This is a genomic window from Streptomyces sp. NPDC045701, assembly GCF_056432045.1.
This window is the reverse complement of the sequence record NZ_JBWKJV010000007.1, coordinates 117,741-134,373: the sequence shown is the minus strand read 5'-3', so window position 1 is coordinate 134,373 and position 16,633 is coordinate 117,741. Positions and strand designations below refer to the sequence as shown.

Genomic DNA, 16,633 nt, shown 5'->3' with positions numbered 1-16,633 from the left:
GCCCGTACCGTCTCAGAGACCGGCGACCAGGCCGGTGACGGCCGAGGTGTTCAGGCCCGCGAAGGACTCGACGGCGCCGACGGTCGTGGCGGCGACGGTGGAAACCGGGGCGACCGAGTCGAGGGTGGCCGTCGCGCTGCCGACGACACCGCTGGCGACGGCGCTGTGCAGGCCACCGGACACGGCGTCCAGGTCGGCGTCGGAGATTTCCTGGGTCTGGATCTGGGGGTTCATGCTGTTCCCTTCGCGCGAATAACTCGAAATGACTGCGGTGCGAGCCTTTGTGCGACCGCCGCAGTGCGAAGGATCAAAGCACGCGGGCAGGTTGCCCAGCCAATCCGCCGGGTACCCGCAACGGCGTTGACGGGGTGCTGAATTGCGTCGATGTGCAGACGAATCCATGGCTTGGTGGCAGCTTCTTCACACGGCCGCCCGGCCGCCATTCCGGTGCCGTGGCCGCCGACATTTCGGAACGGGACATTCCGGTATCAACGGCCGGGTGATCCCGCCAAGGTCATGACGAGACGCGGGAGGCCGTGTGACGCCTGTACATTCGGTGTGCAGATTCGCTGACATTGCCTCAAAAAGGATGTGCGGGCCGGACGGGGGCGGCCGCTCTCCCGGCGCCGGCCCCGTCCGTGACGGCGCCGTCCCTCCGCCGGCCCGCCTTCACAGCGAGCGGCCCACCACGTACGGCAGCAGCGTGAGGAGCCGGCCGGCCGGCTCCGGGGCCAACGGGACCCCGCGCAGGCAGGCCCGCGCCCGGTCCAGACGGCCACGGGCCTCCGCCATGGCCGCCTCCCGGCCGCCCGCCTCCTCGACGAGCCCGGCCGCCCGCGCCGACGCGGTCCCGTCCAGGGGGCCGGGCCCGGAGAGGAGCGCCGCCAGCTCCCGGGACGCCGGCGTACCCGTCGCGAGGGCCGCCAGCACCGGCAGGGTCTTCTTGCGGCGCCGCAGGTCGCCGTGGACCGGCTTGCCCGTCGTCGCCGGGTCGCCCCACAGGCCCAGGACGTCGTCGACCGCCTGGAACGCCACACCGAGCTGCCGCCCCGCCGTGGCCAGCGCGTCCACGGTCGCCCCCGGCGCGCCCGCCAGCAGGGCGCCCAGCGCCGCCGCGCAACCCAGCAGGGCGCCCGTCTTGTGCTCGGCCATGCGGAGGTAGGCGTCGACCGGGACGGCGCCGGGTCCCGTCCACGGCCGCTCCTCGAACAGCAGGTCCTCGGCCTGTCCGTCCACCACGTCCGCCATGTCCCCGGACAGGCGCCGCACGGCCGCCCCTCCGTGCGGGCCGGGCGAGCCGGCGAGGACCTCGAAGGCCAGCGCGAACAGCGCGTCCCCCGCCAGGACGGCGGGCCCCGTCCCGTACGCCTTCCACGCCGCGGGGCGCTGCCTGCGGGTCTCGTCACCGTCCATGATGTCGTCGTGGAGCAGGGAGAAGGTGTGCACCAGCTCCACGGCCACGGCACCGTCGACGGCCGCCTCCGCCGGCGCGCCCGCCGCCTCCGCGCACAGGACGGCCAGCGCCTGGCGCACGCCCTTGCCGGACGACCCGGCACGGGGCGCGCCGCCGCGCTCCCACCATCCGAAGGCGTACCCGGCCATCTCGGCCGGCCACGCGTGCATCCCGCCGACCCGCGCCCGCAGCGCGGGCTCCACCATGGCGCGGCACCGCGCCAGCACCGACTCCACGGCGTCGGCGTCATCCGGTACGGGATGCTCCCGCACACCCTCGCCGCCGGTGCCCTCCGCCACGGCCGCGTGCCCGCCACCGCCCGACTCCTGCCCGGTGCCCGGCTCCCGCCCGGCCTGCGGTCCCGCCGTGCCGGCCGGCCCCGCCGAGGCCCCCGGCGAGCCCGAGGCCCCCGACGTGCCCGGCGCGCTGCCCGGGGCGGCCGGTGCCGGGGGGTCCTGCGCGGCGCCGGTGGGGGATGGCGGCGGGGCGGGGCGGCTGTGGGGCGGGCGTGTCATCAGCGGGACTCCTCGAAGGACAGGCCGAGCTCGGCGAGGGCCTTGTCCACCATGGCGCGGGCGTGACGCAGACCCATGCCGTCCAGGATGCCGCCCAGCTCCGCCAGCTCGGCGGCGGTCCGTGCCGGGTCCGCGCCGAGCCGGGCGCGGGCCTTGACCGAGCCCAGGCGGGACAGGGCCTCCCCGCGCGGCTCGCCCATCGCGCGGAACTCGCCGAGCGCCTGCTCGTACGTCTCCAGCGCCTCCGCGTACCGCCCCGCCCGGTACAGCACGTTCGCGCGCATCTTGTGGTTGTAGGCCAGCGCGCTCGACAGGTTCATCTCGCGGCAGCCCGCCTCCGCCCGGCCGAGCAGCTCCAGCGCGCGGGCGGTGTCCCCGTCCCGTACGGAGACGATGTCCGCCAGCCCGCGCAGCGCCCAGGCGTGACCGCGCCGGTCGTCCGCGGCGGCCGCTATGCCGGCGGCCTCCTCGAACAGGCGGAACGCCGTGTCGTACCGGCCGCCGTTGCGGTGCATCTGGGCGATGCCCTCCAGCGCCCACACGGTGTGCCGCGCCTCGCCCCGCTCGCGCGCCGCCGCGAGCAGTTCGTCGTGCAGCGCGCCGACCGCCTCGTAGTCGCCCCGTATACGGCCCGTCTCCGCGAGCCCGGCCAGCGAATAGCCGTGGGCCACCACGTCACCGCCCCGTTTGCCCAGGTCGGCGGCGTACCGCAGGAGGCGGAAGGCGAGAGCGAGGGCGCCGCGCTGCCGGGCAAGCGTGCCGCCGCTCCACAGCGCCCAGGCCATGGCCGGCACGTCCCGGGCCGTGCGGGCCGTGCGGTAGCTCGTCTTCCACGCCCGGTCCGCCGCCTCGACGTGGCCGAGCCGCCGGTTCGCCTCCGCCACCGCGAGCGCGGCCCGCGCCATCTCGTGCGCGTCCCCCGCGCGCCGGGCGGCGACCAGCTGCCCGGTCGCCGCCTCCAGCACGTCCGTGAGCGAGGAGTTCACCGACAGCGCGCTGAGCGCACCCTGGTACTCCGGCGCGAATGCCTTGCTGAACATAAATGCCTCTCCACGAGGGGCGGCCACGGACGGTACGGCGTGCGACCCATCGACGCGGCCCCCCTCTCTCTCGTCCTGTTCGGCTGACTGCGCGCGCTTCGGCAGGGAAGAGGATCAAGAGACGGGAGAGGTTCCCTTTCCGAGGGGCGGATGGTGACGGCTCGCCGCGTACGCCGCCCGTGGCCGGGAACCCGCCGAGGTCCGGAGCACCACCAGGAGGACCGCCCATGACCGCACCGGCCCCCGCCCACCGGCTGAACGCCCCGCGCGCGGTGGTGTGCGACACCGACGGCGTGATCACCGACACGGCCCGGACGCACGCCACCGCCTGGAAGGCGGCCTTCGACGCCCACCTGCGAACCCTGGGGGACCCGGCGGCCCGCAGGCCCTTCGACGCCACCGAGGACTATCTCCGGTACGTCGACGGCAGGTCCCGCCTCGACGGCGCGGCGGCCTTCCTCACCGCCCGGGGACTGCGCCCGTCCCCCGCCGAGATCCGGGCCGTGGCCGCCGAGAAGGAACGGCTGTTCACCGAACTGATCAGGAAGCGGGGCGTACGCGCCCACCCGGGCACCGTGCGGCTGCTGGGCGCCCTGCACGGGGCGGGCGTCCCGCTGGCCGCCGTGTCCGCCTCCCGGCACGCCCGCGAGGTCCTCGCCGCCGCGCACCTCCTGGAGCTCTTCGACACGGTCGTCGACGGCGTCGACGCGGCCCGGCTGCGGCTCCCCGGCAAGCCCGATCCCGCGCTCTTCCTGGAGGCGGCCCGCCGGCTCGGCGTACCACCCGCCGACTGCGCGGTCCTGGAGGACGCCCTGGCGGGCGTCGAGGCCGGGCGGCGCGGCGGCTTCGGCCTGGTCGTCGGCGTCGACCGCGCGGCGGGCCCCGGAACGGCGGGCGCGCTGCGCCGCGCGGGCGCCGACACCGTCGTACGCGACCCGGCGGACCTGCTCGCCGCCCCCGGCGCGGGGGTGCCGTCGTGACGGCCTGGACCTGGGAGTACGAGGGGTACCACCCCGCGCAGGAGAGCCTCCGGGAATCCCTGTGCACGCTCGGCAACGGCTACTTCGCCACCCGCGGCGCCGCCCCCGAGTGCCCGGCCGACGGCGTCCACTACCCCGGCACGTACGTGGCGGGCTGCTACAACCGCCTCACCTCCGACGTCGCCGGCCGTACCGTCGAGAACGAGGACATGGTCAACCTGCCGAACTGGCTGCCGCTGCGCTACCGCGTCGACGACTCCGAGACCCCCGGCGCCTGGCTGGGACCCGGCAGCGACGAGCTGACCGACCACCGCCAGACGCTCGACCTGCGGGCGGGCACGCTGGAACGCCTCATCCGGTACGAGGACGACGACGGCCGCCGCCTCATGGTGCGCCAGACCCGGGTCGTCCACATGGCGTCCCCGCACCTCGCGGCACTGCGCACCGAGTTCACGGCCGAGAACTGGGCCGGCACGCTGGACGTCGAGGCCGAACTAGACGGCGACGTCACCAACGCCGGGGTGGCCCGCTACCGGCAGCTCGCCTCCCGCCACCTCACCCATGTGCACACCGGTGACGCCGCCGCCGACACGGTGTGGCTGCGCTGCCGCACCCGCACCTCCGACATCCGCGTCGGCATGGCCGCCCGCACCACCACCACCGGCGCCGAGGGTGCCCGGCTCACGGTCCACCACGCCGGCCGCCGGGCCACCCAGCGCCTGCGGCTGCCCCTCAGGCCCGGCAGCCCGGTCGTCGTCGACAAGACCGTCGCCCTGCACACCTCACGGGACGCGGCGATCAGTGACCCCCTGCACGCCGCCGTCGACCGGGTGCGCCGCGCCCCCGGCTTCGACGCGCTGCTGCTGTCCCACCGCGCCGCGTGGCGGCAGCTGTGGCGCCGGGCCGCCCTGGAGGTGCCGAACCAGGCCGGCCGCATCCTGCGCCTGCACCTGTTCCACGTCCTGCAGACCCTCTCCCCGCACACCGCCGACCTCGACGTCGGCGTCCCGGCCCGGGGTCTGCACGGCGAGGCCTACCGCGGCCACATCTTCTGGGACGAGCTGTTCGTCCTGCCCTACCTCAACCTGCACTTTCCCGAGGTGTCCAGGGCCCTGCTCACCTACCGCCACCGGCGGCTCGAACAGGCCCGGTTCACCGCCCGCGACGCGGGCTGCACCGGCGCGATGTACCCCTGGCAGAGCGGCAGCGACGGCCGCGAGGAGACCCAGCTGCTCCACCTCAACCCCCGCTCGGGACGCTGGCTGCCGGACCACTCCCACCTCCAGCACCACGTCGGCTCGGCCATCGCCTACAACGTGTGGCAGTACTGCGAAGCCAGCGGCGACACCGAGTTCCTGCACACCAAGGGCGCGGAGATGCTGCTCCAGATCGCCCGCTTCTGGGCCTGCCGCGCCGCCTGGGACCCGGGCCTCGGCCGCTACCGGATCAGGGGCGTCCTCGGCCCCGACGAGTACCACGACGCCTACCCGGGCGCCGACCGGCCCGGGCTCGACGACAACGCGTACACCAACGTCACGGCCGCCTGGGTGCTCTCCCGCACCCTGGAGCTGCTGCGCGACCTGCCCGAGCCGCGCCGCCGGGAGCTCGCCGAGCGCACCGAGCTCGACCACGCCGAGCTGGAACTCTGGGAGGACGTCTCGCGGCGGCTGCACGTCCCGTTCCACGGGGGCGTCATCAGCCAGTTCGAGGGCTTCGGCGACCTCGCGGAACTCGACTGGGAGGGCTGGCGCCGCCGCTACGGCGACATCCGCCGGCTCGACCGGATCCTGGAGGCCGAGGGCGACTCCGTCAACCGCTACCAGGCGTCCAAGCAGGCCGACGTCCTGATGCTCGGCTACCTCTTCTCACCCGCCGAGCTGCGGGCGCTGCTGCGCCGCCTGGGCCACGACCTGGACGACGAGACCTGGCACCGGACCGTGGACTACTACCTGAACCGCACCAGCCACGGCTCGACGCTCAGCGGCCTGGTCCACGGCTGGGTGCTGGCGCGTGTCCGGCGCTCCGAGGCGTGGCGGTTCTGCCAGGAGGCGCTCATCGGGGACATCGCCGACGTCCAGGGCGGCACCACCGGCGAGGGCATCCACCTGGGCGCGATGGCGGGCACCCTCGACCTCGTGCAGCGTGGCCTGACCGGCCTGGAGACGCGTGGCGGAGTCCTGCGGCTCGACCCGGTGCCGCTGCCCGAGCTGTCGGAATACGACTTCACCCTCCGCTACCGGGGCCACTGGGGCGTACGGCTGCGCATGACACCCGGCCACCTGCGCATCGCCGTGCCCGGCTCCGGCAGCGAACCGATCGCCGTCGAGCCGGCCGGGGGCGTGCCCGTGGCGGTCGAGCCGGGGGAGGTGTGCGAGCTGCGGTTCGCCGACCAGGCGGACGGCACCGGCCAGGGAGCCGACGGGGCCGCCGGGGGCCCTACGCGTGGGTGAACGGCACCTCGATGCGCCGGCCGCTGACCCGCACCGGTGTCACGGCCACCCACCGGGCCCCCTCACCGCCTGCCGCCCACGGGGTGCCGTACGCCTGCTCGTCCAGGCCGCGCACGGCGTCGGGGTCCGTGACCGTGTGCGGCGCGCCGACGACCAGGACGCTCCAGCCCCGGCACAGCGCGTCGTCGATGTGGTCCACCTCGAAGGCCACCCGGCCGTCCCCGGCCGCCGGCGCCAACGCGTCCGGCGCCACCCGGAAGGCGACCTCTCCGTCTGCGACCAGATAGTTCACCGGAAGGATGGCGGGGCCCTCGCGCGTCGTCACGGCCACGTGTCCCACCCCGTGCGTGCCCAGCAGGGTGCGGCACTCCTCCAGGTCCAGGTCGACGAGCTGCGGGTGGAGCGGGGCGCGGCCGGCGCCGGGGGGCAGGTCGGCGGTGCCGCCCGTGAGTTCCACGACGGTGGTCTCCAGAGCGTCCGCCAGCCGCAGCAGGAAGCCGATCCCGGGCGTCGCCGGCTGCTCCTCCAGATACTGGATGTACCCGGGCGCCGAACCCGACCGGACGGCCACCTCCTCGCGGCTCAGACCGAGCTGCTCCCGGCGCGCGGCCACGCGCCGGCCGATGTCCCCCCGGCAGGGGCCGTGCGCCCGGCCATCGGCGGCACGGCCCCCCAACAGCGATTCCTCGGGCATGGGAGGCACCGTCCTTCCAGGTGCGCGCTGCGGCGGGGCTGCCTATCTGCCCACGGTACGCCTCGGCGCCCTTCCGCACCCGTGCCCGGACGGGTCCGACGTGTCAGACCCGGTCCGCCGCGATCAGCGGGTAGTGGAAGCCGCCCTCCTCGTACGTGGTGAGGAGGGGCTCCTCGATGCCCGTGGCGAGCGCGGACGTGGCGCGCGGTTACCAGTACGGGACGGTCCGCGCGGTCGGCCGGGCGGCGGCCGTGCCCGGCCCCGTCGGTCCGGTCGGGAGCCGGGGGCGTACCTCGACGTTCTCGAGGATGCCGATCGCGTCCGGCACCATGACCGCGGCCGAGTAGTAGGTGCTGACGAGGTAGGAGATGATCGCCTTCTCGTCGATACCCATGAAGCGGACGTCGAGGCCGGGCTCGTACTCGTCGGGCAGCCCGGTCTGGTACAGGCCGATGACGCCCTCGTTGTCCTCGCCGGTGCGCATCGCGATGATCGACGACGTGTGGTGCTCGGTGATGGGGATCTTGCCGCACGGCAGGATGGGAATGCCGCGCCAGGCGGGGATCTGCGGTTCCGGCGAAGCGGGGCGCGTCCTGACTGCCATGGGCTGATGTCCCTTTCGTACGCTGATCCGTGCGGCGGGGCGGCCGTCGGACCGGCGTGCGACCCCACCAGGCGTCGTCACGCGTAGTGAATATCCGTCACGCGAAGTGAAAGGGGATCGGCGCGCGTGCGCACGTGTCGTGCCGTAGCGCACCGCACACGTACGCGCCCCGTTGCCCGCGCCGCCGCGCGCCCCCGTCGCCGGGCCGTGGCTCACCCGTACAGGAGCGGCGAAACGTTCACTCCGGCTGCGTATGGCGGCGCCCCGCCGCCGCGTTGCCCGCCCGTGCCGCCCGGCGCCCGGTCAGTCCGGCGTGACGAGAACGACCTCAAGCGTCCGGGGGCCGTGCACCCCTTCCACCCGGTCGAGTTCGATGTCACTGGTGGCCGACGGGCCGGAGATCCAGGTCGACGGCCGCACCGGGTCCAGCCGCGGCAGCGCCCGCGGCAGCGAGGCGACCACCTGCCCGGGTGCGCGCACGACGCAGATGTGCAGGTCCGGTACGAGGGTCAGGGCGCGCCGCCCCTGGCCCTCCGTCGCGTCCAGGACGATCGTCCCGGTCTCGGCGATCGCCAGGGCGCAGCCGGTGACGACGGCGTCGGTGGCGTCGAGTTCGTACGCGGTCAGCGGGCGCTCCGCCGTGTCGTGCCGCACTTCGGCCTCCGTCGCCGACAGCCACGCCGCCGGCAGGCCGGGCGGCACGGCGACGGAGGCGGCCCCGCGCCCGGCCAGCAACCGGGCGATCAGCGACGGCAGTTCCGCCTCGCCCGCACGGTGGACGTGGGCCCGGTACTCGGCCAGGTTGCGGTGCAGCAGGTCCAGCAGGGCGGCAGGGTCCTCGGGGGAGTGGCTCGCGCGGTAGTCCCGGACCGGCTCGGGCGCGTCCGGCGCGCCGGCGACGGCCGCGCGGACACGGGCGAGGATCCGCTCGCGGGCGCTCATGCGCGGTTCTCCCTCCACCAGTCGCGGAACGACCGCTCCGGCAGCTCGGGCAGGTCACGGCCGTCGGTCCACGCCCCGGCGCCCGGCGGGCGGGACGGGAGCACCCCGCGGGACGCGGAAGCGACGCGCTCACCCGCCGCGAGGGCGTTGGGATGGTCCAGCAGCCAGGTGGCGGCCCGGACGGCCGCCCGCTCCAGGCGGTGACCCCGGCCGCCCCGCCCGGCGACCCGGCCGCGCAGGTGGACCAGCACCTCGGGGATGTCGATCGCGACCGGGCACACCTCGTAGCACGCCCCGCACAGCGACGACGCGTACGGCAGGGAGGCGTCGACGTCGCTCGCCGTGCCGCGCAGTTGCGGGGTCAGGATCGCGCCGATCGGCCCCGGGTAGACCGAACCGTAGGCGTGCCCGCCGGCCCGCTCGTACACCGGGCAGACGTTGAGGCACGCCGAGCAGCGGATGCAGCGCAGCGCCTGGCGGCCCACCTCGTCGGCGAGCGCGGCGGTGCGTCCGTTGTCCAGCAGGACCAGGTGGAACGCGGTGGGCCCGTCGGCGTCCGCCGTCCCGGTCCACATGCTGGTGTACGGGTTCATCCGCTCCGCCGTCGACGAGCGGGGCAGCGTCTGCAGGAACACCTCCAGGTCGCGCCAGGTGGGCACCACCTTCTCGATCCCGACCACCGAGATCAGCGTCTCCGGCAGGGTCAGGCACATCCGCCCGTTCCCCTCGGACTCGACCACGATCAGTGTGCCGGTCTCCGCGACCATGAAGTTCGCCCCCGAGACGCCCACCTTCGCCCGCAGGAACTTCTCCCGCAGGTGCAGCCGGGCCGCCTCGGCCAGATCGGTGGGCGCGTCGGTCAGGCCGTCCGGCGCCGGCCGCCCCCAGTCGGCCATCCGGTCGCGGAACACGTCCCGGATCTCCCCGCGGTTGCGGTGGATCGCCGGGACGAGGATGTGCGAGGGCCGGTCCTCGCCCAGCTGGACGATCAGCTCGGCCAGGTCCGTCTCGTACGCGGCGATGCCCTCGGCCTCCAGGGCCTCGTTCAGGCCGATCTCCTGCGTGGTCATCGACTTGACCTTGACGACCTCCCGCTCGCCGGTCGCCCGCACCAGCCCGGTCACGATCCGGTTGGCCTCGGCGGCGTCCTCCGCCCAGTGGACCGTGCCGCCCGCCGCCGTGACGGCCTCCTCCAGCCGCAGCAGGTGGGTGTCCAGCCGGCGCAGCGTCCGGTCCTTGATCCGCCTGCCCGCCTCCCGTAGCTGCGCCCAGTCGTCCAGCTCCGCCACCGCCCGCGCCCGCTTGTCGCGGATCGTGTGCGTGGCGTGGCGCAGGTTCGCCCGCAGGCCCGGGTCGGCCACCGCCCGCGCGGCGGCCTCCGGGAAGGCGGGCATGCCCAGGAACGTCCCACTCATCGCGGCGGTTCCTCCCCCGTACCGGCCAGGATCTCGGCGATGTGCACCGGCCGCAGCCGTTCGCCCTCGCGCCGCAGGACGCCGCCGATGTGCATCAGACACGAGTTGTCCGCCCCGCACAGCACCTCGGCCCCCGTCCCCACCGCGGCACGCGCCTTGTCACGACCCATCGCCACCGACACCGCCGGGTTCTTCACCGCGAACGTGCCGCCGAAGCCGCAGCACTCCTCCGCGCCGGGCAGCTCGACCAGCTCCAGGCCCCTCACCGCCTCCAGCAGCCGGCGCGGCCGGTCACCGAGCCCCAGCAGCCGCAGACCGTGGCACGACGGGTGGTACGTCACCCGGTGCGGGAAGTACGCCCCCACGTCGGTCACGCCCAGCACGTCGACCAGGAACTCCGTCAGTTCGTACGTCCTGGGCCCGAGCCCCGCCCCGCCCAGCCGGCCGTAGTGGTCGCGCACCATGGCCGCGCACGAACCGGAGGGGGTGACGACGTACTCGTACCCCTCGAAGGCCCGTGCCGTGCGACGGACCAGGACCTCGGCCTCCCGGCGGTAGCCGGTGTTGAACTGCGGCTGACCGCAGCACGTCTGGGCCGCGGGGAAGTCCACCTCGACGCCCAGGCGTTCGAGGAGTCTCACCGTGGCGATCCCGGTCGCGGGATACACCGCGTCGTTGACGCAGGTGACGAACAGCGCGACGCGCATCGAGGCGGCTCCTTCCTCCGGGGCGCCCGCCGGGGACACGGGGCGTCCGCGTCCCAGCGTAGGTGTGGCGGCACCCGCCCGTGCGGGGGAGGGACGGCTCAGTCGCCGAGGAGTCGCCACGCGGTGAGGGCGAGGGAGGCGCGGGTCAGTCCCGCGGGTTCGGTCAGCTCGATGCCCAGGGTTCTGGCGATCTGGTCGAGCCGGCGGGCCACGCTGCTGTGGTGCAGGTGGAGCAGGTCGGCGGCCCGGCGCAGCGAGCCGGTGGCGCAGTAGGCGTCCAGGGTGTCGAGGTCCTCGGGGCTGCCCGCGATCCGGGCGACCGCCGCCACATCGGTGTTGTCCCGCAGGGCCGCGTCGGGCACCTGGGCGAGCAGGGCGAGGGCCCCCAGCGTGTCGTAGCGGACGACCGGCCGGCGCGCGGTGGTGAAGCGCAGCGCGGCACGGGCCTCCCGCCAGGCCCGGTCGGGGCTCTCCGCGGCGCCGATGCCCGCCCGTACGCCGGCCGGGAGCCGCGCCGCGTCCACGGTGGTCGCCAGGACGACGCCCACGTCGGCGAGGAGCGCCGCCTTCACCGGGCGGTCCGGGCAGAGCAGGCCGCCGACCCGGTCGAGCGGAAGCCGTGAGCGTACGGCGACGACGCGGACGGGCAGGCCGGCGGCGAACCCCAGGAGCCGCAGCGCGCGGGCCCTGGCCGCCTCGTCGCTGTCGCAGCCGACCACCAGCTCGACCAGGGCCGGGTCGGCCATGGTGGTGCGGGCCGGGCCGTACCGCTCGACGACCCCGGCCGCGGCGATGGCGAGCCGCTCCAGCAGCACGTCGTCGAGCGGGACGGCCGGCCCGGGCCGCTCCAGCCACACGGTGCCGATCTCCTCCTCGTCGAGGGTGATCGGGGTGGTGGTGGACGCGGGGGACGGCGGGGTGGTCGCGTCCGTACCGTCGGGGGACACGCGGATCGTCCGGCCCGTGCCGTGCAGCCGGATCCCGGTCACGCACTCGGCCAGGCCCGCCGACGCCCGGGCGAGCGCCGGAAGATCCACCCGCCGGCGCATGAGCGTGTCGTAGAACGTGATCACCCGGATGGCCCCCTCGGCGAGCGCGTCCAGTCCCGACAGCCGTACGGCGAGTGCCTCCATGGCAGGAGCATAGGCGCCGGCCGGGGGCCGCCGTGGGGGCCGCCCGCCGCGACGGCCCGACCCCGGACGAGATCGGCGCCGCCCTGCTCCAGGCCGCCGCGACTGCGGCGTCCCGGCGGCCGACGCCGCCTTCGCGGTGGCCCGCCGGGTCCTCGCGGAACCGGACGAGGCGGACGGCACCGCGACCCGTGAGGGGCCCTGACCGGCGAACCACCGGGGCGGGAGCCCCTCTCCGGGCGGCGGACGGGCCGGCGTCTCAACCGCCGCCGGACCCCGTGCCGGCCACCGCCGCCAGCGCGGTGGCCACCTCGGTCTCGGTGGCCGCCTTGGTGATGCCGAGGCCGGTGAGGATCCCCTCGCCGTCCTCGAACTCCAGCAGGGCGAGCAGGAGGTGCTCCGTGCCGACGTAGTTGTGGCCCAGGCGCAGGGCCTCGCGGAAGGTCAGCTCCAGCACCTTCTTCGCCCGGGCGTCGAAGGGGACGAGGTCGGGGGCGGCGTCCGCCTTCGGCGGCAGCGCGGCGGCGGCCTCCTGCCGGACCGTGTCCAGGAGCACTCCCTGCGCGGTGATGGCCTTCGCCGCGATCCCCTCCGGTTCGTGCAGCAGTCCCAGCACCAGGTGCTCGGTGCGGATCTCGTCGTTCTCCGCCGCGCGGGCCTCGTTCTGCGCGGCCATCACGACGTTGCGGGCGCGCGGGGTGAAGCGGCCGAAGCCCTGGGCGGGATCGAGGTCCGAGGACTCGCCGGCCTTCGGTACGAAGCGCTTCTGGGCGGCCTGCCTGGTGACGCCCATGCTCCTGCCGATGTCGGTCCAGGAGGCGCCCGACCGCCTGGCCTGGTCCACGAAGTGGCCGATCAGGTGGTCGGCCAGTTCGCCGAGGTGGTCCGCGGCGATCACGGCGTCGGAGAGCTGGTCGAGCGCGTCGGTGTGGGCCTTCTTGATGGCCTCGATGAGGTCGTCGAGGCGGACTGTGTGCGTCATGCCGACCGGTTTCGTCATGTGTCAACCGTAGGTTGACATTGCCCTCGCGTCAACCCCGAGTTGACACACGGGACGTCGCCGGGCCCTTCGCGACTCCGGACGCGTGTCGTCGACTTGGGCGCCCGCCCGCTCGCCATTGACGCCGACCGCGGCCGAACCTACGGTCCCGTTCGGGGTGGCGGGTCATGATCGACGACCACTCTCGCGGGCGGCGTCCTGAGCGCCGTGCTGGAACCCATGTCCTGCAACGTCATCCGGCTGGCGGCGCCGGGGAGGGGCCCCGGCCCACAGATGGGGGTGTCAGGCCGGATCAGTGAGCCCGGCAAGATCGGCAGGACACCCCCTGGCTCCGGGCCCCGTCGCCTACCGGAGCGGATCCGGCGGCAGCAGTTCGCCGCCGGCCGGCAGCCCGTCCAGGCCGCGGGCGTCGACGACCACCAGCTCGTACGGGTGCCGACGGCCCCGCTGCCACTGCCCGCCGGCCAGCCGCACCGTGGCGATGTGCGGCACGGGGCCGGACGTCCAGTCCAGCGGGCCCGCGACGGTCTCCAGCCGGGTCGCCCCGAGCGCGGCCGCCACGGAGGCGGGGTCGGTCGGGTCGCCGGCCGTGGCCAGGGCGTGCGCGGCCACTTCGACCAGGGCGTACGCCAGGCCCAGCGGCTGGAGCCACTGGTTGCCCGTGGCCCGCTCGTACCCCTCGGCCAGCTCGGCGGCGGTCGTGCCGTCGAGGGACGAGCGGTACGGGTGGGCCGGGGTCCAGTACACGAGCGTCGCGACGTTCGCCTGGGGCGGCTCCTCGGCTCCCGTGGCCGCCACCCCGGCCCCGGCATCCGCCGACCCGGTCGTCGAGGGCGGATAGGCCAGCCACCGCGAGCAGGTGATCAGCCGGGGCCGCAGCCCCCGCGCCGCCGCCTCCCGGCGGAACACCCCAAGATCCGCGCCGGTCGCCGCGCTCGTGACGACGTCCGCGCCGGCCTCCTGGAACGCCGTCACATGCCCGCCCAGGCCGGTGGCCGGCTCCCGGTAACCGGCCGGGTCCACCAGGCGGTGGCCACGCGCGCGTGCCGCCGGCAGGAAACCGTGCGTCCCATGGCGCGACCAGGTGCCCTGCGGGCCGTCGTTCCACAGGCAGCCCACCGTCCGCTCCGTACCGCCGACCGCCTCCCACAGGTCGGCGAACGTCTCGGCGATGTCGTCGAGCCCCCAGCAGAAGTGGTAGGTCCAGCGCCGCCGCGCGCCGCCGTAGTAGTACACCTGCCAGGGGAAGGTGCTCGACAGGCACGGGACGCCGGCCTCCTCGCACGCGTCGGCCACCGCCGGCAGCACCTCCGTGCCCGCCAGCGTCAGCACGATCCGCGCCCCCTCCACCTCCACCAGCTCCCGCACGGCCCGCCGGGCGCCCTCGGCGGTGGACCGGCTGTCCCGGCCCACCAGGCGCAGCCGCCCGCGCAGTACCGGCGCCAGCAGGTCCATGACGTAGGCCAGCGGATCCCCCAGCCCCGCCAGCCGGCCCGTGCGCGCGACGACCACGCCCACGGTCGGCACCCGCGCGGGCGGCGCGCCCGTGGCGGGCGCGCCCGCCGTCGTCGACCGTTCGTCCTCACCGTTCGTCTGCTCCATGCCCCGGACAACGCCTCAGCGCGCCAGGTGTCACGCGTGAGGCGCCGCCCGGCATCCCTCGGCCCGTCCGGCGTCAGGCGACGGTGAGGACCAGCTTGCCGGCCGTCCGGCCGGTCTCGCCCAGCTCGTGCGCCCTGGCGGCCTCCGCGAGCGGGAAGGTGCCCGCGATCGCCGCGCGGAGCCGGCCCTCCTCCACGAGCCGGGCGATCGCGTTCATGCCCGCGTGGTCCGCCTCGACGAGCAGCAGCTCGGTGCGTACGCCGTGCTCGCGTGCCCGGGCGGCCAGCTCCTCGCCGCCCATCGGGAGGATGGACACCAGCAGGCCGCCCCGGCGGAGCGTGCGCAGCGAGCGCGTGCGGTAATCGTCGTCGCCGATGGTGTCGAGGACGACGTCGACGTCGGCGACCTGCTCGGCGAAGTCCTGCTCGCGGTAGTCGATCAGCTCGTCGGCGCCCAGATCGCGGAGGAACGCGTGCTTGCCCGCGCTGGCCGTGCCGATCACGTACGCCCCGCGTGCCTTGGCGATCTGGACCGCCAGGTGTCCCACGCCGCCGGCCGCCGCGTGGATCAGCACGCGCTGCCCGGCCTCGACGCGGGCGGTGTCGACCAGGGCCTGATGAGCGGTCAGCGCGGCCAGCGGCAGGGCGCCGGCCTGGACGTGGTCGATGCCGGCCGGCTTGCGGGCGAAGGCGCGCGCCGGGCCGGTGACGTACTCGGCGTGGGAACCGGCGCCGTGCGGGTAGGGCAGCATCCCGAAGACCTCGTCGCCGGGCTTGAACAGAGTGACGCCCATGCCGACCGCCTCCACCGTTCCGGAGACGTCCCAGCCCAGGACGTACGGCGGATCGCCCAGGAACATCCGGCCGCCGCGGTGCTTCCAGTCGGTCGGGTTGACCCCCGCCGCGTGGACGCGGACCAGGATGTGGCTCGGGCCCGGCTCGGGGCGCCGCAGTTCGACCTCCTTGAGGACCTCGGGGCCGCCGAGGACGTCCTGGCTGATCGCGCGCATCGTTGTCGTGTTCGTCATGCGTTCCACTGTGCCGGGGGTGGCCCGCGGGAGAAATGGCAAGATGGCCAACATCCGATAGGATCGTGCCATGCATCGTGTGGTCGTCCTCGCCCTCGACGGCGTCTATCCCTTCGAACTGGGCATCCCCAACCGGGTCTTCGGCTCCGCCGACGGCCGGTACGAGGTGCTCACCTGCTCCGCCGACGGCCGGCCGGTGCGTACCGGCTCCGACTTCTCGATCGCCGTCGAGCACGGCCCCGAGGCGCTGGCCACCGCCGACACCGTGGTCATCCCGCCCTTCGACATCGGGCTCGCCACCGCCGACCTGCCCCGACCGGTCGCCGACGCGCTCACCCTGATCCGCCCGGGGACCCGCACCGTCTCCATCTGCACGGGCGCCTTCCTGCTGGCGGCGGCGGGCCTGCTGGACGGCCGCACCGCCACCACGCACTGGTCGCTGGTGCCGCTCTTCCGCGAGCTCTTCCCGCACGTGACGCTCGACCCCGATGTCCTCTTCGTCGACACCGGCGACGTCCTGACCTCCGCCGGTGCCGGATCGGGTGTGGACGTCTGCCTGCACATCGTGCGCGAGGACCACGGCAGCGAGGTGGCCAACCAGGTGGCGCGCAGGTGCGTGGTGCCGCCCTGGCGGGACGGCGGCCAGGCCCAGTACATCGAGCAGCCGGTGCCCGAGACGTCGGACAACGGGACGGGCGCCACCCGGCACTGGGCACTGGAGAACCTGCACCTGCCGCTCACGCTCGCCGACCTCGCGCGGCACGCCCGCATGAGCAGCCGCACCTTCGCCCGCCGGTTCGGCGAGGAGGTGGGCACGAGCCCCGGCCGGTGGCTCATCCAGCAGCGCGTCGCCCGGGCCCGGCACCTGCTGGAGTCCACCGACCTGCCGGTGGACCGCATCGCGGGCGAGGTCGGCTTCGCGACGGCCACCTCCCTGCGACAGCACCTGCACGCCGCGATCGGCGTCTCCCCCCTGGCCTACCGCCGCACCTTCCAGGCCGCCGACCGGACCCTCACCCGGACACCCGCGTGACGGTCACCCGGACACCCGCGTGACGGTCACCCGGACACCCG

At 75.0% G+C, this 16,633-nt stretch carries 14 protein-coding genes and 1 pseudogene; 3 read left to right on the top strand and 12 right to left on the bottom strand.

What is annotated here, in order from left to right; translation table 11 throughout:
- Positions 1–12: 12 nt before the first annotated feature.
- The 3 genes from AC07DW_RS11205 to AC07DW_RS11195 all read right to left on the bottom strand — a co-directional run bounded on the left by AC07DW_RS11205 (position 13) and on the right by AC07DW_RS11195 (position 3,008).
- Entirely contained in the window at positions 13–234 is a 222-nt protein-coding gene (locus tag AC07DW_RS11205) for a type A2 lantipeptide (RefSeq protein ID WP_478857367.1), read from the bottom strand.
- Positions 235–669: 435 nt separating this feature from the next.
- Positions 670–1,659 carry a polyprenyl synthetase family protein gene (locus AC07DW_RS11200; RefSeq protein ID WP_478857489.1) on the bottom strand — a complete coding sequence of 330 codons (990 nt, stop codon included), beginning with the start codon at positions 1,657–1,659 and terminating at the stop codon, positions 670–672.
- A gap of 308 nt (positions 1,660–1,967) precedes the next feature.
- Positions 1,968–3,008: a tetratricopeptide repeat protein gene (locus tag AC07DW_RS11195; RefSeq protein WP_478857366.1), complete on the bottom strand. Its 1,041-nt coding sequence runs from the start codon at positions 3,006–3,008 to the stop codon at positions 1,968–1,970.
- Between the two features lie 227 nt (positions 3,009–3,235).
- Between AC07DW_RS11195 and AC07DW_RS11190 the strand changes: the two genes are divergently transcribed.
- Entirely contained in the window at positions 3,236–3,988 is a 753-nt protein-coding gene (locus tag AC07DW_RS11190; RefSeq protein ID WP_478857365.1) for an HAD family hydrolase, read from the top strand.
- A complete protein-coding gene (locus AC07DW_RS11185) occupies positions 3,985–6,438 on the top strand; it encodes a glycoside hydrolase family 65 protein (RefSeq protein ID WP_478857364.1) in 2,454 nt (817 codons plus the stop codon). Before AC07DW_RS11190 ends, AC07DW_RS11185 begins: the two co-directional genes overlap by 4 nt.
- Here the strand turns inward: AC07DW_RS11185 and AC07DW_RS11180 are convergent.
- The 9 genes and pseudogenes from AC07DW_RS11180 to AC07DW_RS11140 form a co-directional block, all read right to left on the bottom strand.
- Positions 6,425–7,132, bottom strand: a complete 708-nt coding sequence (locus AC07DW_RS11180) for a helix-turn-helix domain-containing protein (RefSeq protein WP_478857363.1) — start codon at positions 7,130–7,132, stop codon at positions 6,425–6,427. The two genes, AC07DW_RS11185 and AC07DW_RS11180, sit on opposite strands and share 14 nt — an antisense overlap.
- A gap of 289 nt (positions 7,133–7,421) precedes the next feature.
- Positions 7,422–7,697: pseudogene (locus AC07DW_RS11175) on the bottom strand (Crp/Fnr family transcriptional regulator); the annotation flags it as partial.
- 342 nt (positions 7,698–8,039) lie between these two features.
- Entirely contained in the window at positions 8,040–8,678 is a 639-nt protein-coding gene (locus AC07DW_RS11170; protein ID WP_478857362.1) for a LutC/YkgG family protein, read from the bottom strand.
- Positions 8,675–10,093, bottom strand: a complete 1,419-nt coding sequence (locus AC07DW_RS11165) for a lactate utilization protein B (RefSeq protein WP_478857361.1) — start codon at positions 10,091–10,093, stop codon at positions 8,675–8,677. The genes AC07DW_RS11170 and AC07DW_RS11165 overlap by 4 nt, the downstream gene beginning before the upstream one ends.
- Positions 10,090–10,800 (bottom strand): (Fe-S)-binding protein, encoded by a 711-nt coding sequence (locus AC07DW_RS11160; RefSeq protein ID WP_478857360.1) that lies wholly within the window; start codon positions 10,798–10,800, stop codon positions 10,090–10,092. Before AC07DW_RS11160 ends, AC07DW_RS11165 begins: the two co-directional genes overlap by 4 nt.
- A gap of 98 nt (positions 10,801–10,898) precedes the next feature.
- Complete coding sequence (locus tag AC07DW_RS11155) at positions 10,899–11,933, bottom strand: PucR family transcriptional regulator (protein WP_478857359.1); 1,035 nt, start codon at positions 11,931–11,933, stop codon at positions 10,899–10,901.
- Between the two features lie 256 nt (positions 11,934–12,189).
- The gene (locus AC07DW_RS11150; protein ID WP_478857358.1) at positions 12,190–12,930 is read right to left on the bottom strand and encodes a Clp protease N-terminal domain-containing protein; all 741 of its coding nucleotides are present in this window, start codon (positions 12,928–12,930) and stop codon (positions 12,190–12,192) included.
- Between the two features lie 345 nt (positions 12,931–13,275).
- Positions 13,276–14,532, bottom strand: coding sequence for an ABC transporter substrate-binding protein (locus tag AC07DW_RS11145; protein ID WP_478857357.1), 1,257 nt, complete (start codon positions 14,530–14,532; stop codon positions 13,276–13,278).
- Positions 14,533–14,605: 73 nt separating this feature from the next.
- The gene (locus tag AC07DW_RS11140) at positions 14,606–15,559 is read right to left on the bottom strand and encodes an NADP-dependent oxidoreductase (protein WP_478857356.1); all 954 of its coding nucleotides are present in this window, start codon (positions 15,557–15,559) and stop codon (positions 14,606–14,608) included.
- Positions 15,560–15,629: 70 nt separating this feature from the next.
- On the opposite strand from AC07DW_RS11140, the gene AC07DW_RS11135 reads away from it, so the two are divergent.
- A complete protein-coding gene (locus AC07DW_RS11135; protein ID WP_478857355.1) occupies positions 15,630–16,592 on the top strand; it encodes a GlxA family transcriptional regulator in 963 nt (320 codons plus the stop codon).
- The last annotated feature ends 41 nt before the right edge of the window (positions 16,593–16,633 follow it).

Bases quoted from the DNA above. Each gene is read 5' to 3' on its own strand.
- AC07DW_RS11205 (WP_478857367.1), bottom strand. From the start codon at position 234: ATGAACCCCCAGATCCAGACCCAGGAAATCTCCGACGCCGACCTGGAC.
- AC07DW_RS11200 (WP_478857489.1), bottom strand. From the start codon at position 1,659: ATGGTGGAGCCCGCGCTGCGGGCGCGGGTCGGCGGGATGCACGCGTGG.
- AC07DW_RS11195 (WP_478857366.1), bottom strand. From the start codon at position 3,008: ATGTTCAGCAAGGCATTCGCGCCGGAGTACCAGGGTGCGCTCAGCGCG.
- AC07DW_RS11190 (WP_478857365.1), top strand. From the start codon at position 3,236: ATGACCGCACCGGCCCCCGCCCACCGGCTGAACGCCCCGCGCGCGGTG.
- AC07DW_RS11180 (WP_478857363.1), bottom strand. From the start codon at position 7,132: ATGCCCGAGGAATCGCTGTTGGGGGGCCGTGCCGCCGATGGCCGGGCG.
- AC07DW_RS11170 (WP_478857362.1), bottom strand. From the start codon at position 8,678: ATGAGCGCCCGCGAGCGGATCCTCGCCCGTGTCCGCGCGGCCGTCGCC.
- AC07DW_RS11165 (WP_478857361.1), bottom strand. From the start codon at position 10,093: ATGAGTGGGACGTTCCTGGGCATGCCCGCCTTCCCGGAGGCCGCCGCG.
- AC07DW_RS11160 (WP_478857360.1), bottom strand. From the start codon at position 10,800: ATGCGCGTCGCGCTGTTCGTCACCTGCGTCAACGACGCGGTGTATCCC.
- AC07DW_RS11155 (WP_478857359.1), bottom strand. From the start codon at position 11,933: ATGGAGGCACTCGCCGTACGGCTGTCGGGACTGGACGCGCTCGCCGAG.
- AC07DW_RS11150 (WP_478857358.1), bottom strand. From the start codon at position 12,930: ATGACGAAACCGGTCGGCATGACGCACACAGTCCGCCTCGACGACCTC.
- AC07DW_RS11145 (WP_478857357.1), bottom strand. From the start codon at position 14,532: ATGGAGCAGACGAACGGTGAGGACGAACGGTCGACGACGGCGGGCGCG.
- AC07DW_RS11140 (WP_478857356.1), bottom strand. From the start codon at position 15,559: ATGACGAACACGACAACGATGCGCGCGATCAGCCAGGACGTCCTCGGC.
- AC07DW_RS11135 (WP_478857355.1), top strand. From the start codon at position 15,630: ATGCATCGTGTGGTCGTCCTCGCCCTCGACGGCGTCTATCCCTTCGAA.